The sequence below is a fragment of the Corynebacterium sp. KPL1824 genome (assembly GCF_000478095.1).
Taxonomy (GTDB): Bacteria; Actinomycetota; Actinomycetes; order Mycobacteriales; family Mycobacteriaceae; genus Corynebacterium; species Corynebacterium accolens.
The window spans coordinates 967,880-988,143 of the sequence record NZ_KI515750.1 but is presented as its reverse complement, the minus strand read 5'-3'; the positions used below and the strand labels follow the sequence as shown (position 1 = coordinate 988,143).

Here is a 20,264-nt window from a genome sequence, read left to right as displayed (position 1 = left end):
TTGGAATCTGCGCTCCTTAGGTTGTGTCAAGTTCTCAGACCCTCGGTGCCGTGGTGCGTGGGGCATATGCGCCGGGAGCATATACACGCCAAGACAGTTCGCACTCGGCCGAGTGCGAACTGTCCCACTTGTGCAAGTAGCGTGGCCGGAAACGGGGTCAACTCGTCAAAAGTTTACCGGTTTTTCCACAACTTCGAAAGATTACTTTTCGTGCACAGTATTATATGCCGCCGTTGCGCGCTTTTTTAAGCGTAGCGCTGCAAGAAAAGAGCCTCTGCGGCGGCGACGTGCTCGATCTCGGTGGGATCGACGGACTCATTGGCGGAGTGGATGGTGCACTTGGGCTCTTCCACGCCGTAGAGGGCGATTTCCGCGTTGGGGTGTGCCTCCTGCAGCTCGGTGGTTAGCGGGATGGAACCGCCCATGCCCTGTGCCGCGGTGTCCTTGCCGTAGGCCTCGGAGAGGCACTGTCCCAATAGTGCGACGGCGGGCTTTTCCGGGTCGGTGGAGAAACCGGCATTGGCCTCCACAACCTCTGCCTTGACGTGCGCGCCCCACGGCGCGTGGTTCTTCACGTGCTCGCAGACGGCCTCACCAATGGCGCGGGCATCGGTGCCTGCCGGAACGCGCAGGTTCAGCTTGGCGGCCGCGGTAGCGGGGACGGCGTTGACGGCCTCAGCCACCGGAGTAGAGGTAAAGCCGGTCACGGAAATGGCCGGGCGGGACCACACCATGTCAGCCACCGGGGTAGCACCCTCCGGATCCTTGGAGCCCATGATCTCGGTGCCCTCGAGCAGCTGCGCATCGCCGCGGAACGCCTCCGCTGGGTATTCTTGGCCCTGCCAGTGGGCGCTGGTATCCACGCCATCGATGGTGGTGCGGCCGTACTCATCCGTGAGCGAATCCAGCGTGCGCATCAGCGCCTTCACCGCATCCGGGGCCGCGCCGCCGAATTGGCCGGAGTGCACGGGCGCGGCCAGGGTATTGACCTCGACCTCGATCTGCGCGCCGCCGCGCAGGGAGGTGGTCAAGGTGGGCTGGCCCACCGCGGCATTGCCGGCATCCGCGATCAGGATGGCATCGGCAGCGAAAAGTTCCGGGCGGTCCTTGATGAGCTGGGACAGGCCCTCGCCGCCGCGCTCTTCAGAGCCCTCGATGAGGTACTTGAGGTTCACCTTGGTGCCGCCATTGGCCTCCAGTGCCCGCAGGGCTGCTAGGTGCATGGCCACATTGCCCTTGCAATCTGCCGCGCCGCGGCCGTACCAGCGGGTGGTTCCCTCGGCATCGGCGCGCTCGGTCAGGGTGAAGGGAGCGGATTCCCACGCCGCGCGGTCACCGGCGGGGACCACGTCGTAGTGCGAGTAGAGCAGTACGGTCTTGGCGCCTTCTTCGCCCTTGCGCTCGCCCAAAATGGCGGTGGAGCCATCGGCGGTCTCGATGGTTTCTACCGTTGCCCCGGCTTCTTCCAGCGCGGCCTTCACCCACTGGCTGGCGCCCTGAGCCTGGTCTTCCAAGCCCGGCTCATTGTGCACGGAATTGAATCCCACGAGCTCGCTGAGCTGGCGGAAGATGGTGTCGCGGTCACTGCGTACGCTGTCAATGATATTTGTCATGCAACCCACGGTACCCTGCTGTGCGCGGGCCATAAAGTAAGCCATAAATTAAATGGAATAGGTACACGGGGCGGCGGTGGCCTAGAATTTTTCCCATCTTCCCGCCAGGTGCCTTCTGGTGGCCGACGCGAAGATGGTTGAGATTAAAAACAGTGAAGCAATACTAGAAAGGACCTGGCATGGCGTCTACGCAAGCTCCCGCCGCCGGTTCGCAGGCCAGCCTGCCCGAGTTGACCCTGCGCGGGGTCATCATCGGTGGCCTGATTACCCTCATTTTTACCGCCGCCAACGTCTACCTGGGCCTGAAGGTGGGCCTGACGTTTGCCACCTCCATTCCCGCCGCCGTGATTTCCATGGCGGTGTTGCGCCGGTTTGCCGGGCACAACATCAAAGAAAACAACATTGTGCAGACCATTGCCTCGGCCGCAGGCACGTTGTCCGCCATCATCTTCGTCCTGCCCGGCCTGGTCATGGTGGGCTATTGGCAGGGCTTCGGATTTTTCAAAACCGCAGGCGTCTGCATCATCGGCGGCGTGCTGGGCGTGATGTATTCCATCCCGCTGCGCCGCGCGCTGGTGACCAGCTCCGATCTTCCTTATCCGGAAGGCGTTGCCGCCGCGGAGGTCCTCCGGGTTGGTGATGAAAGCGGCGACGGCGCCAGTCACGGGGAGAATGCCAAGGGCTTGCGCGTTATCGTCGTCGGCGGCTTGGTCTCCGCCGCGATGGCGTTATTGACCTCGATGAAGGCCGCGGCCGCCGAGGTGTCTACCTATTTCAAGCTCGGCTCCGGCGCCACCACGCTGGGCGCGAGCCTGTCCACCGCGCTCATTGGCGTCGGCCACTTGGTAGGCCTGCCGGTGGGCATTGCGATGCTAGTCGGCGTGGTCATTTCCTACTTCGTCCTGCTGCCCATCCGCACCGCGGGCGATGTGGGGCCTGCTGCCGCGCTTGCCGATGTCGTCGATACCACCTTCGCCGATGACATCCGCTTTATCGGCGTGGGCACCATGGCCATTGCCGCCATCTGGACGCTCATCAAGATCGCCGGGCCGATTACCGTGGGCATCCGCCAGTCCTTGGCCTCATCGCGGACCCGCAAATCCGGCGGCGCGGTCGATGTGACCGAGCGCGATATTCCCTTCCCCTATGTGGTCACCACCATCGTGGTTCTGATGGTTCCCATCGCGCTCTTGCTCTGGGACTTCGTGCAGGGTACCGATATCCATGACCACATGGTGGTGCTCATTACCGTCTCCGTACTCTTTACCCTGCTGGTCGGCCTGATCATCGCCTCCGTCTGTGGCTACATGGCCGGTTTGATTGGTGCGTCTAATTCGCCCATTTCTTCCATCGGTGTCATCGCTGTGCTTACCGCCTCGCTGGTTATCGCGGCCGTAACCCGCGGCACCAGCGCGGAACCGCTCTCCCTGGTGGCCTATACGCTCTTTACCGCGGCCATCGTCTTTGGCATCGCCACCATTTCCAATGACAACCTGCAGGATCTGAAAACCGGTCAACTGGTGGGCGCTACCCCCTGGAAGCAGCAGGTGGCGCTGATCATTGGCGTGGTCTTCGGCTCCCTGGTCATCCCGCCGATTTTGCAGCTCATGCTCACCGGCTTTGGCTTCCAAGGCATGGAAGGTGCCGGCGAGGATGCCCTTGCCGCCCCGCAGGCCGCCCTGATGTCCTCGGTGGCCTCCGGCATATTTGAAAACTCGCTGAATTGGAGCCTTATCTTTACCGGCATGGGCATTGGTGCCGTTCTCATCATCGTGGACGAGTGCCTGCACAAGTTCACTTCCAAGGGCTCGCTGTCTCCGCTTGCCGTCGGCATGGGCATGTACTTGCCCGCAGCACTGACCATCGTCATTCCCATCGGCGCCATCCTGGGTACCTTTTATAATAAGTGGGCCGCACGCCAATCCCGCCCGGAGTTTGCCAAGCGCATGGGCACGCTGTTGGCCACCGGCCTCATCGTGGGCGAGTCCCTCTTCGGTGTGGTCAATGCCGCCATCATCGCCGGCTCCGGCGGGGATAGCCCGCTGGAGGTCTTTTCCGGCGGTACCTCCGCGACGGTGCTCGGCATCGTGCTATTTATCGCCGCACTCAGCTTCATCTACCGCTGGACCGCGCGCAAGGTGCAAGCCCCTGAGCAGACCGAGAACCAGGACAAGGCCGCGGCGGACGCGCAGTAGGCCGCTTCCTTATATATACGCATATGTACGTCTACATTTGGCGCCTCTGCGGGAGGTGCCAGATCGCTAGAGGCAAGCGCGTTGCACCTTGCAGTCGGGGTGGGAGAGTGCCAGAATAGTCGTTAGCACTCGCACAGAATGAGTGCTAGATAAATCTCCATCGTTGTGGTTGAGGTTGGTCCACACTCACCAGCCATGCCGTCGCGGGCGTCCGCAGCGAGAAAGACGTGAGTGTCGTCCTCAATAAATCCAAGGAGCACAAACACTATGGCAAAGATTATCGCTTTTGATGAAGAGGCCCGCCGCGGCCTTGAGCGCGGCCTGAATACTCTGGCTGACGCAGTCAAGGTCACCCTCGGCCCTAAGGGCCGCAACGTCGTCCTGGAAAAGTCCTGGGGCGCACCGACCATTACTAATGACGGCGTTTCCATCGCTCGCGAAATCGAACTCGAGGATGCTTACGAGAAGATCGGCGCCGAGCTGGTCAAGGAAGTTGCCAAGAAAACCGATGACGTCGCCGGCGACGGCACCACCACCGCAACCGTTTTGGCACAGGCACTCGTCCGCGAGGGCTTGCGCAACGTAGCCGCTGGTTCCAACCCCATGGGCATCAAGCGCGGCATCGAGACCGCAACCAAGAAGGTTGTGGACTCCCTGCTGTCTTCCGCTAAGGAAGTAGAAACCCAGGAGCAGATCGCTACCACTGCTGGCATTTCCGCTGCGGACCCAGCAATTGGTGAGAAGATCGCCGAGGCTATGTACACCGTGGGCAACGGTTCCGTAAACAAGGACTCCGTTATCACCGTGGAAGAGTCCAATACCTTCGGCGTGGACCTCGAGGTTACTGAGGGTATGCGCTTTGATAAGGGCTACATCTCCGGCTACTTCGCCACCGATATGGAGCGCCAGGAGGCAGTCCTGGAGGATCCATACATCCTGCTGGTCTCCTCCAAGATCTCCAATATCAAGGACCTCGTTCCGCTGCTGGAGAAGGTCATGCAGTCCGGCAAGCCACTGCTGATCATTGCTGAGGATGTTGAGGGCGAAGCCCTGTCCACCCTCGTGGTCAACAAGATCCGCGGCACCTTCAAGTCCGTTGCCGTGAAGGCTCCGGGCTTCGGCGACCGCCGCAAGGCCACCCTGCAGGACATGGCCATCCTGACCGGCGGCCAGGTCATCTCCGAAGAGGTCGGCCTTTCCCTTGAGACCGCCGAGCTCGAGTACTTGGGCCAGGCACGCAAGGTCGTTGTGACCAAGGATGAGACCACCATCGTCCAGGGTGCTGGCACCCAGGAGCAGATCGATGGCCGCATCAAGCAGATCCGCGCCGAGATCGAGAACTCCGATTCCGATTACGACCGCGAGAAGCTGCAGGAGCGCTTGGCTAAGCTTTCCGGCGGCGTGGCCGTGCTCAAGGTCGGTGCTGCCACCGAGGTTGAGCTCAAGGAGCGCAAGCACCGCATCGAAGATGCCGTGCGTAACGCCAAGGCAGCCGTGGAGGAAGGCATCGTTGCCGGCGGTGGCGTTGCCCTGCTGCAGGCCGCTTCCGTTCTTGACTCCATTGAGGCCGAAGGCGACGAGGCAACCGGTGTAAAGATCGTCCGCGAGGCACTGTCTGCACCGCTGAAGCAGATCGCTCACAACGCTGGCCTCGAGCCTGGCGTCGTGGCCGACAAAGTCTCCGGCCTGCCCGCCGGCGAGGGCCTCAATGCCGCCACCGGTGAGTACGTCAACCTCATGGAATCCGGCATCAACGACCCGGTTAAGGTCACCCGCTCCGCACTGCAGAACGCTGCATCCATTGCTGCACTGTTCCTGACCACCGAGGCCGTTGTGGCTGATAAGCCAGAGCCTGCCGGCTCCAACAACGCTATGCCTGACGCTGACGCTATGGGCGGCATGGGCTTCTAGGCTAAGAGCCTAGAAAGCCTGCCGTATAGCCCTTATATAGGCCTCTCAGGCGATATAAGAGATTTACGCGTCAACGCCTCAGTGGGGCACGTTAAGTGTCAATGCGCCCCTCCAATGTGCATATACCGCACAATGGAGGGGCGCTTCGGCGTGTCTAAGGCATTCTGTGCTTTCGATGTGTTACCGCAACGATGAAATTTCGTTGAATCGCGGCATAAACGACGAAAATGCTAGTCATTGGCGTCTTTCTTGAGTCATGACAGTTTCTTCATGGGGCGCCGAAAACTAGGTGACTGAGGCTAAATAAGTGTCCCCTTACCTAATAACATTAGCCACATGCGTCACAGTACCCCCCGATGTGGGTACTCGAGCGGGCGGTAGGCGCAAGAAAATTTTGGCTGGGTCTACAGACGTTGGAGAGTTATTTATATCGGTATTTGCACCCTCGAGTGTTACAGTGTTCACCCGAAATTAACTAAATCGCTGTGCGAGAATACTAAAATCGCAGCTCACAGCCTTGCTTGGACGTCATAAATCCCATCGCGTACCTATATAAAAAACAAGACCATTTCAGTGCAAGTTGAAAAAGGCGAAAATTTTCCGCGAAGTGGACTTGCTTTCAATCGAAGTTGTGCCAAAATATCTCTTGTGACGCCCACTGAGGGTGTCTGCAAACTGCAAACCCCTCCGGGGCAGAAAGCTTCGGACGTACTTTAGGAGTTCAAATATGGACATCTCCACCATCCAGACTCACCTGGACAACTTTGTTACCACTTGGACCCAGTGGCACAACATTGTCGAGGCTGTTCACTCCCTCGTCACCACTGGTAAGGAGAGCTTCGGTGCGGTAAGCTCCAACTTCCCGCTCTTCGCTGGTTCCAGCCACCAGAACGTATACGAATTCTAATTTAATTCTTTTTAAGGAGACACAATGCAAGAGCAACTTTCTTCCTTTGCTTCTAACCTCTACACCTTCGGTGAGGCTATCTACAAGGCGTTCGAACCGTTCTTGAACATCGCTGACGCTGCTTCCAAGCTGCTCGGCATGTTCGCATAAGAACATCGCTTCAGTAGTGAGCTTATAAAGCTCCTGAAGTAGAATGACCTGTCCCGTTTGGGGCAGGTCATCTTTCGTTTTCTTGTTCTATATCCCTGTATGCAGGGGTAACCGTCGTAATCAGCGCGCTAGATGTAGGCAATGGGGTTACACTAAATGCATGGCTGATATTAAAGACGACGAACTCCCTGAGATTGACCTTGCAAAGACGGACGGCTTTGTCGTCGATGGAGCGGATGAAGACGATCCGTCGCTGATTATGCCGGATGGTTCTCCCGTGGAAACGTGGCGTGAGAATTATCCTTATGACGAGCGCATGACGCGCGATGAGTATGACACCATTAAGCGCTCGCTGCAGATTGAGCTTTTGAAGTGGCAGAACTGGACCAAGGAAACCGGCCAGCGCCACATTATCCTGTTTGAAGGCCGCGATGCTGCTGGCAAGGGCGGCACCATCAAGCGCTTTAATGAGCACCTGAATCCGCGTGGTGCGCGCACCGTGGCTTTAGAAAAGCCGTCACCGCGCGAATCCACGTCATGGTACTTTCAGCGCTATATCGAGCATTTCCCTGCCGCGGGAGAGATCGTCTTCTTCGACCGCTCCTGGTATAACCGTTCCGGTGTGGAACGGGTCATGGGCTTTTGCACTGAGTCCCAGCATGCGGAGTTCCTGCGTGAGGTGCCGATGTTAGAAAACATGCTCTTAGGATCGGGTATCTCGTTAACCAAGCTGTGGTTCTCGGTTACTAGGAAGGAACAGCGTACGCGCTTTGCTATCCGGCAGATTGACCCGGTGCGCCAATGGAAGCTCTCGCCAATGGACCTGGCTTCCCTGGATAAGTGGGATGATTACACGCGCGCGAAGGAAGAACAGTTCCGCTATACGGATACGGAAGAATCGCCGTGGATTACTATCAAGTCCAATGACAAGAAGCGTGCACGCGTCAATGCGATGCGCTATGTGCTCTCGAAATTCGAGTACACCAACAAAGACCATGAATTAGTGGGGGAGCCGGACGCGAACATTGTTAAGCGTGGGCGCGACCAGATTGGTGATTAGTAGCTTTAAGCCTTAGCGCCTTTTGTAGCGGGAAGATCGTGATAAGCGGTCTTCCCGCTTTGCCGTGTCTGCGGCTTCAATGGTGGCTTAATCTCAACTGTGGCTGGACCGTGATTTGGGGGCTATTGCTTAAAGAATCAGCAGCCATAAATAAAAACTTCTTGAGTTACGTTCCCGGGAAAACTACTATTAGGGTGACCTAAGAGTCATCTTGCCCGTATGCGTGGCATAACCCACATCTAAGGAGTATGTACATGATAAGGAAGAAACTGTGTGTCTTGGCTACCGCGACCGCTGTATCCATGGCACCGATTGCAGTATCGGGAACGCTCACTGCCACCGCATTTGCCGGTGGCGGCGAAGCAGCCGCGGAGGCAGCGGCCGATAAGACCGACGTGCTTGGCCGTTCGACGATGTCTGACAAGCAGATTGCCGATGAAGACGGCTACTTTGATAGCCACGACGGTGAAGGCGTGAAGATCTACTACCGCAAGCAGCTGGTTGAAAACCCGCGCGGCAATGTCGTATTGGCGCACGGCGTCTCTGAACACTCTGGTCGCTATGACTACGTGGCCAAGCGCCTGCTGGACGCCGGATACAACGTCTACCGCCTGGACCACCGCGGACACGGCAAATCTGCGTCTGGCAGCACGCCGCTGGGTCACATTGATAACTTCCAGTACATCCTCAATGATTTCGACCGCGTCGTCGATATGGCCAAAGGCGAGCACCCCGATGTAAAGACCTTCCTGTTGGGTCACTCCATGGGCTCGCTGACTGTTCAGGCATACGGCATCCGTGAGCCTGGCAAGGTCGATGGCATCATCACCAATGGTGGCGGTGCGCCGTTGAACCTGTCCGGCAAGAAGGCAACCGGACAGACCATCACGCCAGAAGAGATTTCTGAGGTGCAAAAGCAGCTCGACCCCACCCTGTTCGAGCGCTTGCCGCTGGCGGATATCACCAGCTTTAACGCCAACTACGCGCAGAACCTGATCCCGCACCGGACCCACATTGGTGCGCAGTCGCCGGAGCTTTCCAAGAAGGTTATGCTGTCGAACCCCTTCACGGAGGGCATTTCTACCAGCCAGGCCGTCAAGGACGAGTACGCTACCAGCCCGCTCATCGCGCAAAAGACCAGCGCCGGTACCGCGCTGCAGCTGGGTGCTATTGCAACCTATGATGCCGTCAATGCGGACTTGTTCACCGCGCCGACGCTTATCATGCACGGCACCAAGGACGGCATTGTTCCGCCGTACTTCTCCCAAGACTGGTACAACTCCATTTCCTCTGAAGATGTGGAATACATCAACTGGGAGGGCCAGAAGCACGAGGTATTTAACGAGCCCGCCGCTGATCAGGCCCTCGATACCGTTGTGGATTGGCTGGACCGCCACGTGTAGAAGATAGCGTGTCTCGGGTTTAATAGGCCCGGCACACAATGACCTGCTTTCCCTGTCGTTGGGTTGGTACTTAGGCTTTAGCGGCCTAGGGAAGGTGGGTAATTTATGATTTGTTTGAATTATTTAGACTTGCGTAGAAGGTGTCCAACTCGGTGAGAATTGCTGTTGTGGGCAGGTTTTCCGTGAGGTAAGAGGCTAAATCACGGTCCAACATCGCTGCTACATCTTGGCAGGCCTCGTGGCATTCTCTAGGCCGTAATCGAGTATCTGTGCCCGTGACAGGGATGCCGCGAAGGACTACAGACTCGTGATGCGCAACCCTATTTCTAATTTTCTTTATCTCGAGGATTTTGGAATGAACCCACTTACGGGTCAGACCGTGAGTGGAAAATTCAGGATCTTTCTTCCGAGCTACTGAATTCGCACCTGGAAAGACAGAAATTAAGGCTTGGCGGGACCAAATTCTGTCATGATCAGCATTGTTGAAAGGGGCTGGTAAGCCCGTGGAGCCTCCTGTATCGAGGATATTTGTCCAAGTTCTAAACATGGAAGCAGCAATGACCCGTCCTCCCAGCCTTTTGCTTCGTTCGGTATTCTTGGTGAAGTCTGTTGGCAGGCTATTCCATGCTTCTGTGATATTGTCTCGAACCCGTTTATCGAACCCCATCTCGAGCTTGCAATACCAATCATCTCCGTATTCGGAGCTGAGATATCCAGAAACTGAGTTACGTAATGCTACTTCGATGAAGGCTATCTCATGAAAAAGGGAAGCACTAAGGTGGCGATCGAGTTCGTAGAGCTCAAAAGCCTTATCTGTGGATCCACCAGTTTTTGTAAGGTAGGGCTCCAACCTGTTTTCTGATAACCACTCTTTTTTAATCCGTTTACTACTCATGGCTACCAACTTAAAGGCTCTTTAAAAATATTTTTGATTGAGGCGGCACGTCCGATTATACTCGGTATAGTATTCCCCTCCTCGTGGTGGTCAACCGTTCAGCGGCTTGGCTGAGGAGGGGTCTTTTGCTTACATAACTCCGGATCCAGGCGTGGGCTATCCCCACGGCTCAATGGGGTTGCCCTGCCAGGTGGCGTTGTCGGGGACGCGGTCACCGCGCATGACCAGCGAGCCGGGGCCGACGGTGCTGGAGGCACCGATGAGAGAGGCAGGCAGCGCCACCGAGTGGGAGGCGAGCGTGGAGCCGGCCTCGATGGTGACTGTATCTAGGCTCATCACGCGGTCCTGGAAGAGGTGGGTCTGCACCACGGTGCCAGGGCCCACGGAGGCACCGGCGCCGACGTGGCAGAGATCGGTTTCTGGGAACCAATAGGAATCGATCCAGGCGCCCTTGCCAATGTCCACTCCCAGGCCCCGCAGACCCAGGTTGATCTCTCCTGTGCCGTAGGTGTGCTGGAAGAACCACGGGGCGGCGACGACCTCTACGAAGGTGTCTTGCAACTCGTTGAGCCAGACGAAGGCGCTCCACAGCGGGTGGTCGGCCGCGCTATGTGTGCCCACGCAGATCCACTTCACGGCGATGGTCACGGCCATGGCGATAGCGCCCATCGCCATGAGCACGAGGCCGGAAAGTGCCCAGGTGGCGGGGAAGCCGACATCGGCAAGCAGGTAATACAGCGTCCCCAGGGTGGCGGCGAGCAGCATGGCCGAGAACATCGGCGCGAGCAGGCGCATGGTCTCCACGATGCCGCGGGCGGCCTTGAGCTTGAAACCCGGGTTATAGGTCAGGGCCTCGGCGGACTCGGCGGGGGCATCGACCTGGGCGGCAACGCGGCGCATGCGCTCTGGCGGGGAACCCCACCAGTTGGCGCCGGACTTGGTCTTCTTCGGGGTGGAGGACAGCACCGCGACCAGGGAGTTCTTGGAGAGCTTGCGCCCGGGTGCCGTAATGCCGGAGTTGCCCACGAAGGAGCGCTTGCCCACCTTGGCCTCGCCGGAGTGAATCCAACCGCCGCCGAGTTCGTAGCCGCCGATCATGGTGTCATCGGCAAGGAAGGCTCCGTCTTTGACGTCCGTGAGCGCGGGGATCATCACGGCGGTGGAAATCTCCACGTCCTTGCCAATGCGCGCGCCCAAAGCGCGCAGCCACCGCGGGGTCAGCTGCGAGGCATAGAGCGGGAAGAGCTGCGTGCGGGCCTCATCCATGAGGCGCTCGATGGCCCAGAGGCGCCAACCGGCAGCAGAGCGCACCGGGTTCACGCCGGGCGAGATGCCGATGGACAATATGCGCACGCCCAGCCAGGTCTGCAGCATGTAGGTGGCAAAGGCCACGAGCGCCGCGAGGGGAGCGAAGAGGACTGCGCCGATATAGCGATTGCCGGACGTGGCGTGAACCAGCACCAAATCCACGATTGCGGCAATGACAAGCGCGATAAGCGGCTGGGCTGCCAAGAAGAGGGAGGTAGCACCATAAATGGCCACCCACCAGGGGTGGCGCTTGGGCGGCTTAGATGGGAAGCGGTGCTTGGAGCGGCCCACCTTCTTGGCGGGTGAACCGGACCAGCGTTGGCCGTCCTTGATCTTCTTGCGGCCGGTGACGGTGGAACCCGCCTCCACGTGGGCGTACTTGCCCACCACGGTGCCCGGCAGCAGCGTGGAACGCGCGCCCACGCGGGCGCCTTCCTTGATATCGATGGCACCAACGTGGAGCACGTCGCCGTCGAGCCAGTAGCCGGTGAGATCGACCTCCGGTTCCACTGCGGCGTGCTTGCCCAAGGTGAGCAGGCCCGTCACTGGTGGCAGCGAGTGCAGGTCCACGCCGCGCTTCATCTTCACGCCCAAGGCGCGGGCGTAGTTATTGACCCAGGTGGCACCGGCAATCGAGCGCGAACCGGAGGCATCGGCCCACCGCTCCGCGGCCCAGATCCGCAGGTGGGTCGAACCACCGCGCGGGTAATCGCCGGGCGTGATGCCTGCGGTAATCAGGCGTGCGCCAAAGCCGCCGATGGGGATGCGACCCAGCGGCGTGGCAAAGATGACAACCAGCGCGGTGACCAGCCACCACGGGAAGGACTGCGCCCAGTCCACGCCCAAGGCAGAGGCCACGGTCGAGCCCAGCATGAGCCAGGCTAGCCAGGTGGTCGCCGCCAGCGTCATGGCGGGGATCTGCAACAGCGTTTGGGCCACGCGGGTCTTCGCGCCCACGGGCGTGACCTCACGCAGCGGTTTTTGTTGCTCCGCTTCGGGGCGCGGTTCGGCGCCGGCGATGAGCTCTGCCAGCGAACCCAGGCGCGGGTGGTCATAGAGATCGCGCACGGCCACGGTGGGGTAGCGATCGCGGATGTGGCCCACCAGCGTCGCCGCGGCCAGGGAGGTACCGCCAAGGTCGAAGAAATCGGCGTTCTCATCCTCCACGGAGACACCGAGGGTCTCGACCCAGAGCTCGGCGAGCCACTTCTCGGTCTCTGTCAGCGTGGTCGATTCCACGCCGACGCCGGGTAGCGGCCACGGCAGGGCCTTCTTATCCACCTTGCCGGAGGTGCGCACCGGCAGCTCATCCATCACGCAGATGCGCGGGACCAGCGCCGCGGGCATGGTCTCCGCCAGCCGCTCGTGGGCCACGCCGTGGTTAAAACCGCGCGCCTCATCTTCCAGCGAGACATACCCCACCAGCACGGATTCGCCGCCGGGGGTCTTTTGCACGGCCACAGCGGAGTTATAGACGTTATCCAACGCGGCGACGTTCGCGTCCACCTCACCCAGCTCAATGCGGCGCCCGCCAATCTTTACCTGGTCATCCACGCGGCCCACAAAATACAGGCCGTCTTCTTCCAAGCGCACGTGGTCGCCGGTGCGGTAGGCGCGCTGCCAGCCCATGGATTCCAGCGGCGCGTATTTCTCCGCATCCTTCTGCGGGTCTAGGTAGCTGGCCAGGCCCACGCCACCGATGACCAATTCGCCGGTCTCACCCAAGCCAACGGGCTCGCCCTGCTTATCGATGACCACCAAATCCCACCCATTCAGCGGCAGCCCGATCGATACCGCGCGCCCCGGGATCATCCGTTGCGCGCAGGCGACGACGGTGGCCTCCGTGGGGCCGTAGGTATTCCACATCTCGCGCTCCTCGGTGGCCAGGCGGTCCACCAATTCCTGGGAGCAGGCCTCGCCACCGACGATGAGCAGGCGGATATTATCCAGCGCCTCCGCAGGCCACAGGCCCGCCAGGGTAGGGACCGTGGAGACGACGGTGATATCGCGGCGAATCAGCCACGGGCCGAGGTCCATGCCGGACCGCACCAAGGAACGCGGGGCTGGGACCAGGCAGCCGCCGTGGCCCCAGGCCAGCCACATCTCCTCGCAGGATGCATCGAAGGCAACGGAAAGCCCAGCCAGCACGCGGTCTTCTGGACCTAGCGGGCCGTGGGGATGATCGATGAGGAAGAGGCTGGCCTCCGCATCCACGAAGGCGGCCGCAGAGCGGTGGCTTACGGCCACGCCCTTTGGCTTGCCCGTGGATCCGGAGGTAAAGATGATCCACGCGGTATCTTCTGGCCGCGGGGCCTCGACGCCCTCTGCCGCGTGGCGCGGGTGTTCGCGCAGGAAGCGGAAGCCGTCATCGCTAAACAGGCCATCGATATCGGCCTCGCCGAAGACCATCTCCGCGCGCTCATCCGGATCGTCTGCGTCCACCGGCACGTAGGCCGCACCCGCGGCCAGGGTGGACAGGATGGCAAGGTAGAGATCCCGCTTGCCAGACGTCATCCGGATGCCGATGCGATCGCCCCGGCGCACGCCATTGACGTGCAGCTCCGTGGCCCACAGTTGGACCTCGTGGACGAGTTCGGCGTAGGTGATGATTTCGCCATCGTCAAGCGCGGCGGCTTCCGGGTGAATCTCAGCCGTGGTGGTGATGATGTCCCACAGCGTGCGCGGGCGCGGGGCCAGATCGCGCAGGAGGTACTGCTGCGGGACGCTAGGTCTACTACACTCTTCGGGCTCGTCCATCCTTATGCCTCGTCCTCATCCGCGGCGATGATGGCCTTGGCCAGCTTGCGCAGGTGCTTGAGCTGCTTATTGGTGGATACGTCGAGCGCATCATCCTCGGCGTTGGCGACGAGCTCCGCCAGGTCCTTGTGGGTCTTGGTGCCCTTCTTGGTGCACGCCACGATTTGGCGGCGGCGGTCCTTGGGATCGCGCTCGCGCTTGGCCCAGCCGCGGTCCTCGAGGGCATCGATAAGCCGCACCATATCGGAGGCGTCGATGGCCAAGGTCTCAGACAGGAAGGACTGGGAGGCGGCATCCGCCTCGACGAGGCAGGTAAGCACCCAGAATTCGCGGATGGTGGTCTGCTTAGTCTGCAGGGCCGCCTCGACGCCATCGCGGGTGCGGCGGCGCAGGCGCTCTAGCTGGAAGGACGGGGATTCGAGCAGGGAGGTGGGTATGCCGGAATTATTAGTGGAAGACATACCATCATCATAATCTTAAAAGATGGGTAAAGGCCAATTAATTGCGGATAACCGGCAGGCCATCCGCCTCCCACTGGCTGGTGCCGCCCTCGACATTAATAACGTCCCAGCCCAGGGCGTGTTCCAGGTACTGGCAGACCTGCGCGCTGCGCCCGCCCGAGTGGCAGATGACATAAATATCGCGGTCCGGGTTGATTTCCTGGATGCGACCCGTTATCTCACTCATGGGAATATGGGTGGCACCCTGCGCGTGCACGGTGGCCCATTCGTCGTTTTCGCGCACATCGATAAGCTGCGCGCCTGCGGGAACTTCGGTTGGCTGTACGTTTTGCATACCCCGCAGTCTACGTGCCGCGCGCTAGCCGCCGTAGGTGGCCGCGGACAGGTACTGCAAGATCGCCTTCACGCGGCGGTTATCCTCACTGGGGTCCAGGCGTAGCTTGGTAAAGATATTGGACACGTGCTTGGCCACCGCGGCATTCGAGAGCACCAGCTCGGTGGCGATGTCCTTATTGGACTTCCCGCGCGACATCAGCTCTAAGACCTCGCGCTCGCGCGGGCTGAGCTCGCCCAGTCCGCTGCGCCCAGAGCGCATCAGTGCCTGCGCCACCGTCGGATCGATGACCGTGCCGCCCTGGGCCACTACCTCCAGGCTGGCCAGGAAATCGCGCACCTCAGAGACGCGATCCTTGAGCAGGTACCCGGTGCCCGCATCCGGGGAATCAAACAGTGCCACCGCATACGCCGGCGCCACGTACTGCGATAACACCATCACCGGCAGGCCCGGATAGGCGCGGCGCAGCGCCACCGCCGCCTTCAGCCCATCATCGCCCATCTCCGGCGGCATGCGCACATCCGTTATCACCACATCCGGCAACTGGGCACTCAGCTTGCCGATGACCCCCTCCAGCTCCACCGCCGTTCCCGCCCTGCCCACGACCTCGTGGCCGCGGCGCTCCAAGAGCCCGGCGAGCCCCTCGCGCAGGATCGCGGAATCATCCGCAATCACAATCCTTAATCCACTCATGCTGATACTCCCGTCTGCCCGCGCTCCAAAAGGAGCGGAATCGTGCACCTTACCCGCGTTGGGCCTCCCTCCGGCGAGGACAGCGACATCTCCCCGCCAAAGGCCGCCAGCCGCTCGGCCATGCCGGCCAGCCCGCGCCCCGGCTCAATCCGCGCCCCGCCCGGGCCCTCATCCACCACCGAGATACGAAGGGCCGCATCCGAGGTGATAAGCACCGAAACCGGCGCGCCCGGCGCATGCTTTGCGGCATTGGTCAGCGCCTCGGTGCCGAAGAAATAACCGCAGGCCAGCACGCTGGCGGAAAGCCGCGGCAACGGGTGTGGGGCGTAGACGCTGACGTGGGGGCCGTGGGCGGAGGCGGCATCGGCAAGCGCGGCCACCAAACCGTGATCCTGGAGGACCTGTGGGTGAATGCCGTGCACCGTCGCGCGCAGCGAACGCAGGCCGCGGTCCACGTCCTGCTTCGCGGCGGTGAGCAGCTCGGCCTCGGCGCCGGTGGCATCCAGCAGGGCCTCGCCCAGCTTCATGCTTGCCGCCACCAAATATTGCTGCGCTCCATCGTGCAGATCGCGCTCGATGCGGGCGCGCTCTATCTCGTAGGCATCCGCAATCGCGCGGCGCGAGGCCGTCAGCTCCGCGATGACCCGCGCCTGCCGCTCCTCATTGCTGGTGGCCTGCTTCTTGCTGAAAATCACGCCCCCAAGCCTAATCGCGCGCGCCCCAGGCAGGGGTAAAGCTAGCACTACCCGGAAAGTATCCTTAGCGCTGTAGGAATAGCACGCCCGGCACGGTGAAATGAACAGCATGACACAGACACTTTCCCTCCACGACATCACGAAGGATTTCGGCGGCGGCCCCGTGCTGGCCGGCATCACCCTGGACATCACCCCGGGCGAGCTCGTCGCCATCATGGGGCCCTCCGGCTCCGGCAAATCCACGCTGCTGCACTGCATGTCCGGCGTGCTCACGCCCACTGATGGCAGCGTCCACTTCGGTGACGAAGACATCTCCACGCTTTCCGATGCCGCCCGCTCCCGCACCCGCCTCCGCCACTTCGGCTTCGTCTTCCAAGACGGCCAGCTTTTGCCGGAACTGACCAACCTGGACAATGTGGCGCTGCCCGCGATGCTCAACGGGCTGGGCCGGCGCGCGGCCCGTTCGAAGGCGCTGTCACTGCTCGACCAGCTGGGGCTCGGCGATCTCGCAGAGCGCCGCCCCGCCCAAGTCTCCGGCGGCCAGGCCCAGCGCGTGACCATCGCCCGCGCCCTCGTGGCCAACCCCGGCGTCGTCTTTGCCGATGAACCCACCGGCGCCCTCGACCAAGCCACTGGCCACGAGGTCATGCAGATGCTGACCACCACCGTGCGCCAATCCGGCGCCAGCCTGGTCATGGTCACCCATGACCCCAAGGTGGCGGACTGGATGCAGCGCCGCGTGGAAATCCGCGACGGCATCATTCACGATGACCGCCGCCTGGGGGTGCAGCCATGAATACCGCGACCCTAGTCCTCAGTCTCCAACGCGAATCCGTCCGCGCCCGCTCCGGTGCGGGCATCGTCAGCGTGCTCTCCATCGTGAGCCTGACGCTGGGTTCTGCCATCGCCTTCCTCGTTGCCGGCGGCACCTGGATGTTCTGGCAGCGCGTTCATCACCCAGAAGACGCCGTGCCCGCCCTGCGCGCCGCCGCCGGCGAAAACCCGGAAAACTACTTCATGCCCTGGTTCGTCCTCGCGCTCATGGCCTGCGCCTTCATCGTTCCCGCACTCTTCAACCTGACCGCGCAGGCCGCGGTCCTCGGCGCCTCCGGCCGGGAACAGCGCCTGTCCACCCTCCGCCTTTTGGGCCTAAGCTCCCACCAGGTCGAGCGCATGGCCGCCGTGGAGACCGGCATCCAAGCCCTCATCGGCATCGTGCTGGGCTGGCTCATCAGCGTGCTCATCGCCCCCGTCTTCACGCACGTGAAATTCCAGGACCGCCCCGTCGCCTTCGAGGAAATCATCCTGCCCTGGTGGGGATACCTCGCGGTGGCCGCAGTCCTTTTCCTCCTCGCCCTCGCCGCGGCCCTTGCTGGCATGTGGCGCGTGCGCGTCAGCCCCCTCGGCGTGGCTAAACGCCAGATGCCCGCCGCTTTCCGATGGTGGCGCCTCATCGCCTTCCTCCTCATCGTCATCGTCGGCGGTGTCCTGCTCAAAGGCCAATCCGGTACCCCCGAAATCTCCATGGTCGTCCCGCTCTTCGCGGTGATCATGAGCATCAACCTGGTCGCGCCCTACCTCCTGCAATTAGGCGCCCGCCTTTTGGCATTGCTCCCCGGCACCGCGCACCTCGTAGCCTGCCAGCGCGTGGGCGCCAACGCCCGCCGCGCCTGGCGGCAAAGCGCGGCCATCGGCTTCTTCGGCTTCCTCGCCGGCTTCCTGATGGGCTCGCCCAATGGCACCGATGCGCTTGCCACCGCTCTGAAAGAAGAACAAGAAACGGGCATCGTGTTCCGAGACGTCTCCACCGGCGTCGTCCTGACCTTGCTCTTCGGCTTCGCGCTGACCAGCATGTCCATCTTCCTCGGCCAAGTATCGTCCGCCTTCGAGGACAAAGAACTCACCCGCTCCCTCGACCTGATGGGCGTGCCGCGCCGCTTCCAATTCCGCACGAACACCCTCGCCGTGATGGGACCCATCGTCGCGCTCAGTATCTTCGGTTTCCTCTTCGGTGCCGGCATCGCCGGCACAATGTTCTTGAGCATCGTCTGGGACGAAGGCGTCGACCTCGCCGAACGGCTCCTCATTTCCTTCAGCTTCCTCGCCGTGGGCTGGGCGGTGACCTTCCTCGCCATCGCGCTCGTCGAGCCCCTGCGCGGTCACGTTCTCCGCAGTGGCCGCCGCAAGGAATAGCCGGTTTCCTCGGGCGCGCCGGGCTGTGGTTCTGGGGTTTTGGCCTTGGCCCTGGCCCAGACTCTGGCCCGGTTGGGCCTATGCCCGGCCTTGCGCTGGTCAGCTGTTGAGCCAGCCTTGCTTCAGCGCCGCGCGCTTTCATGCCGCCACAAGCGGTGCCACTGCCAGGGAGGACGCGCAAAGGGTCGCTTATTCTTTGCCGTGGCCATTACCTGCTGCACCACGAAATCTGGGTAGTGGTCAATCGTCGTCGCGGTGAAGTGGAGGGGCTTCCAGCCGCGATGGACGGCATCGTTAAGCTTGTGCCTGTCCAACTCAAACTGGCGGCGATTTTCGCCCCGGTGGTAGGCGTAGCCATCGACCTCGATGGCGATTTTGTGCTCCTTAATCATCAGATCCCAGTGGTAGGGGCCTATTTTTATATTGTTCTGGACCGCGAAATGCGGCGCGAGGGCGCGCGTTAACTGGCGCTCCGGCACGCTATCCGTGCCGATGATCGCCCTGTCCAACGCACGCTTTACCGGCCGCGGAAACCGCTGGTAGTCCAGCTTATTCAGCTCCAGCCGGCTGACCCCATCCTTGCCGGAGTAAAAGTCCTCGAGGAAGGCGACCGCATCATCCTCCGGCATCGCCTCGACCGCCTGCAGTGGATTGCACACGGTGACGCCGTCCCAGGTCAACGCGCCCTTCGGCCGGGCGCGGCGCGAAGTGAAGTACTTACTCGACGGCAGCGATGAGCTGCGCAGGAATTCCAGCGGAAAGCGCAGCGGCTTCTCCACGTGCTTGAGCGCGGCCGAGTAGCCATCGAGCGCGCAATCCGGCCACTCCTCGCTCATGATGCGCGCGAGCTGGTTTGGCGTCGGCTCCTCTGACAGGCAGAAGCCGTTCGCGATCCGGACGGCGCCGTGGCGTACCGCTTGCTGAGCGGCACTTTTCCCCCGAAAAATTTCCATTCGTATCCCTCGATCCCCCGAAACGAAGGTTGTGTGGCGCGGTTGGGCGCTTGTTTGATGCGGTTTGATGCGTTCTTGATGCGATCTTGATGCGTTTTAACAAATAGCGGCCTCAAACCCCATGGTTTCCGCGGCCTATTTGTCAAAACGCATCAGCTGGGCCTCAAAACAGACTTCACGGCCCTAAAACGCCGAGCTCGGCCCCGCAAAAGCGCGGACCGAGCCCTAAAGCCCCCGAAGCCCCCGAGCCCCCGCGACCTACTTCAGGCGAGCCTTGGCCTCTTCCAGAATCTTCTCGGCCTCAGCCTTGTCGCCCCAGCCGGAACCGGAAACTTCCTTGTTGGGCTCGAGGTCCTTGTAGTGCACGAAGAAGTGCTCGATTTCGTCCTTGATGTGCTGTTCCACATCGTTGATGTCCTGGTAGCGCTCCCAGCGCGGGTCATCGATGACGGCGAGCAGCTTGTCGTCGCCGCCGGCCTCGTCGGTCATCTTGAACACGCCGACGATGCGGGCTTCAACGATGACGCCGGGGAAAACGGGCTCGGGGAGGATGACTAGGGCGTCGAGGGGATCGCCGTCTTCGCCAAGCGTGTGGTCGATGAAGCCGTAGTCGGCGGGGTAGGCCATTGGGGTGAACAGGTAGCGGTCCAGGTAGACCTTGCCGGACTCGTGGTCCACCTCGTACTTATTGCGGGAGCCCTTTGGGATTTCAATGGTTACTTCAACGCTCACAGCG

At 61.3% G+C, this 20,264-nt stretch carries 17 protein-coding genes; 8 read left to right on the top strand and 9 right to left on the bottom strand.

The annotated features are described in order from the left end of the window. Window positions 1-245: 245 nt before the first annotated feature. Entirely contained in the window at window positions 246-1,613 is a 1,368-nt protein-coding gene (locus HMPREF1267_RS10885; RefSeq protein WP_034667402.1) for a dipeptidase, read from the bottom strand. Window positions 1,614-1,792: 179 nt separating this feature from the next. Between HMPREF1267_RS10885 and HMPREF1267_RS10880 the strand changes: the two genes are divergently transcribed. From HMPREF1267_RS10880 to HMPREF1267_RS10860, 6 genes are all read left to right on the top strand, one after another. Continuing rightward, window positions 1,793-3,808 carry an OPT family oligopeptide transporter gene (locus HMPREF1267_RS10880; RefSeq protein WP_023029263.1) on the top strand — a complete coding sequence of 672 codons (2,016 nt, stop codon included), beginning with the start codon at window positions 1,793-1,795 and terminating at the stop codon, window positions 3,806-3,808. Between the two features lie 267 nt (window positions 3,809-4,075). After that, window positions 4,076-5,719: a chaperonin GroEL gene (groL, locus tag HMPREF1267_RS10875; RefSeq protein ID WP_005279471.1), complete on the top strand. Its 1,644-nt coding sequence runs from the start codon at window positions 4,076-4,078 to the stop codon at window positions 5,717-5,719. A gap of 727 nt (window positions 5,720-6,446) precedes the next feature. After that, a complete protein-coding gene (locus tag HMPREF1267_RS10870; protein ID WP_023029262.1) occupies window positions 6,447-6,626 on the top strand; it encodes a hypothetical protein in 180 nt (59 codons plus the stop codon). 24 nt (window positions 6,627-6,650) lie between these two features. Further along, window positions 6,651-6,776 carry a hypothetical protein gene (locus HMPREF1267_RS13505; RefSeq protein ID WP_023029261.1) on the top strand — a complete coding sequence of 42 codons (126 nt, stop codon included), beginning with the start codon at window positions 6,651-6,653 and terminating at the stop codon, window positions 6,774-6,776. A gap of 160 nt (window positions 6,777-6,936) precedes the next feature. Further along, on the top strand, window positions 6,937-7,836 hold the full coding sequence (gene ppk2, locus HMPREF1267_RS10865) for a polyphosphate kinase 2 (RefSeq protein ID WP_023029260.1): 900 nt from the start codon (window positions 6,937-6,939) through the stop codon (window positions 7,834-7,836). A gap of 254 nt (window positions 7,837-8,090) precedes the next feature. Beyond that, window positions 8,091-9,239 carry an alpha/beta hydrolase gene (locus HMPREF1267_RS10860; protein WP_023029259.1) on the top strand — a complete coding sequence of 383 codons (1,149 nt, stop codon included), beginning with the start codon at window positions 8,091-8,093 and terminating at the stop codon, window positions 9,237-9,239. Between the two features lie 103 nt (window positions 9,240-9,342). On the opposite strand, the gene HMPREF1267_RS12855 is transcribed toward HMPREF1267_RS10860, so the two are convergent. The 6 genes from HMPREF1267_RS12855 to HMPREF1267_RS10835 form a co-directional block, all read right to left on the bottom strand. Next, on the bottom strand, window positions 9,343-10,134 hold the full coding sequence (locus HMPREF1267_RS12855) for an Abi family protein (protein ID WP_023029258.1): 792 nt from the start codon (window positions 10,132-10,134) through the stop codon (window positions 9,343-9,345). Window positions 10,135-10,290: 156 nt separating this feature from the next. Further along, a complete protein-coding gene (locus HMPREF1267_RS10855; RefSeq protein ID WP_023029257.1) occupies window positions 10,291-14,199 on the bottom strand; it encodes a Pls/PosA family non-ribosomal peptide synthetase in 3,909 nt (1,302 codons plus the stop codon). A gap of 2 nt (window positions 14,200-14,201) precedes the next feature. Continuing rightward, window positions 14,202-14,660 carry a MarR family winged helix-turn-helix transcriptional regulator gene (locus tag HMPREF1267_RS10850; RefSeq protein ID WP_005284892.1) on the bottom strand — a complete coding sequence of 153 codons (459 nt, stop codon included), beginning with the start codon at window positions 14,658-14,660 and terminating at the stop codon, window positions 14,202-14,204. Between the two features lie 37 nt (window positions 14,661-14,697). After that, window positions 14,698-14,994 (bottom strand): rhodanese-like domain-containing protein, encoded by a 297-nt coding sequence (locus tag HMPREF1267_RS10845; RefSeq protein ID WP_023029256.1) that lies wholly within the window; start codon window positions 14,992-14,994, stop codon window positions 14,698-14,700. A gap of 24 nt (window positions 14,995-15,018) precedes the next feature. Next, window positions 15,019-15,687 (bottom strand): response regulator transcription factor, encoded by a 669-nt coding sequence (locus HMPREF1267_RS10840; protein WP_023029255.1) that lies wholly within the window; start codon window positions 15,685-15,687, stop codon window positions 15,019-15,021. Next, a complete protein-coding gene (locus tag HMPREF1267_RS10835) occupies window positions 15,684-16,493 on the bottom strand; it encodes a sensor histidine kinase (protein WP_232215141.1) in 810 nt (269 codons plus the stop codon). The genes HMPREF1267_RS10840 and HMPREF1267_RS10835 overlap by 4 nt, the downstream gene beginning before the upstream one ends. On the opposite strand from HMPREF1267_RS10835, the gene HMPREF1267_RS10830 reads away from it, so the two are divergent. Together HMPREF1267_RS10830 and HMPREF1267_RS10825 are read left to right on the top strand one after the other, a co-directional pair. Next, complete coding sequence (locus tag HMPREF1267_RS10830; protein ID WP_034657794.1) at window positions 16,492-17,178, top strand: ABC transporter ATP-binding protein; 687 nt, start codon at window positions 16,492-16,494, stop codon at window positions 17,176-17,178. The two genes, HMPREF1267_RS10835 and HMPREF1267_RS10830, sit on opposite strands and share 2 nt — an antisense overlap. Continuing rightward, the gene (locus HMPREF1267_RS10825; protein ID WP_023029253.1) at window positions 17,175-18,575 is read left to right on the top strand and encodes an FtsX-like permease family protein; all 1,401 of its coding nucleotides are present in this window, start codon (window positions 17,175-17,177) and stop codon (window positions 18,573-18,575) included. The genes HMPREF1267_RS10830 and HMPREF1267_RS10825 overlap by 4 nt, the downstream gene beginning before the upstream one ends. 122 nt (window positions 18,576-18,697) lie before the next feature. Here the strand turns inward: HMPREF1267_RS10825 and HMPREF1267_RS10820 are convergent, their stop codons facing one another. Both HMPREF1267_RS10820 and HMPREF1267_RS10815 read right to left on the bottom strand, forming a co-directional pair. After that, window positions 18,698-19,528: a DUF559 domain-containing protein gene (locus HMPREF1267_RS10820; RefSeq protein ID WP_005279489.1), complete on the bottom strand. Its 831-nt coding sequence runs from the start codon at window positions 19,526-19,528 to the stop codon at window positions 18,698-18,700. Between the two features lie 258 nt (window positions 19,529-19,786). Beyond that, window positions 19,787-20,260: an inorganic diphosphatase gene (locus HMPREF1267_RS10815; protein ID WP_023017995.1), complete on the bottom strand. Its 474-nt coding sequence runs from the start codon at window positions 20,258-20,260 to the stop codon at window positions 19,787-19,789. Window positions 20,261-20,264 lie beyond the last annotated feature (4 nt).

Bases quoted from the DNA above. Each gene is read 5' to 3' on its own strand.
- HMPREF1267_RS10885 (WP_034667402.1), bottom strand. From the start codon at position 1,613: ATGACAAATATCATTGACAGCGTACGCAGTGACCGCGACACCATCTTC.
- HMPREF1267_RS10880 (WP_023029263.1), top strand. From the start codon at position 1,793: ATGGCGTCTACGCAAGCTCCCGCCGCCGGTTCGCAGGCCAGCCTGCCC.
- groL (WP_005279471.1), top strand. From the start codon at position 4,076: ATGGCAAAGATTATCGCTTTTGATGAAGAGGCCCGCCGCGGCCTTGAG.
- HMPREF1267_RS10870 (WP_023029262.1), top strand. From the start codon at position 6,447: ATGGACATCTCCACCATCCAGACTCACCTGGACAACTTTGTTACCACT.
- HMPREF1267_RS13505 (WP_023029261.1), top strand. From the start codon at position 6,651: ATGCAAGAGCAACTTTCTTCCTTTGCTTCTAACCTCTACACCTTCGGT.
- ppk2 (WP_023029260.1), top strand. From the start codon at position 6,937: ATGGCTGATATTAAAGACGACGAACTCCCTGAGATTGACCTTGCAAAG.
- HMPREF1267_RS10860 (WP_023029259.1), top strand. From the start codon at position 8,091: ATGATAAGGAAGAAACTGTGTGTCTTGGCTACCGCGACCGCTGTATCC.
- HMPREF1267_RS12855 (WP_023029258.1), bottom strand. From the start codon at position 10,134: ATGAGTAGTAAACGGATTAAAAAAGAGTGGTTATCAGAAAACAGGTTG.
- HMPREF1267_RS10855 (WP_023029257.1), bottom strand. From the start codon at position 14,199: ATGGACGAGCCCGAAGAGTGTAGTAGACCTAGCGTCCCGCAGCAGTAC.
- HMPREF1267_RS10850 (WP_005284892.1), bottom strand. From the start codon at position 14,660: ATGTCTTCCACTAATAATTCCGGCATACCCACCTCCCTGCTCGAATCC.
- HMPREF1267_RS10845 (WP_023029256.1), bottom strand. From the start codon at position 14,994: ATGCAAAACGTACAGCCAACCGAAGTTCCCGCAGGCGCGCAGCTTATC.
- HMPREF1267_RS10840 (WP_023029255.1), bottom strand. From the start codon at position 15,687: ATGAGTGGATTAAGGATTGTGATTGCGGATGATTCCGCGATCCTGCGC.
- HMPREF1267_RS10830 (WP_034657794.1), top strand. From the start codon at position 16,492: ATGACACAGACACTTTCCCTCCACGACATCACGAAGGATTTCGGCGGC.
- HMPREF1267_RS10835 (WP_232215141.1), bottom strand. From the start codon at position 16,493: ATGCTGTTCATTTCACCGTGCCGGGCGTGCTATTCCTACAGCGCTAAG.
- HMPREF1267_RS10825 (WP_023029253.1), top strand. From the start codon at position 17,175: ATGAATACCGCGACCCTAGTCCTCAGTCTCCAACGCGAATCCGTCCGC.
- HMPREF1267_RS10820 (WP_005279489.1), bottom strand. From the start codon at position 19,528: ATGGAAATTTTTCGGGGGAAAAGTGCCGCTCAGCAAGCGGTACGCCAC.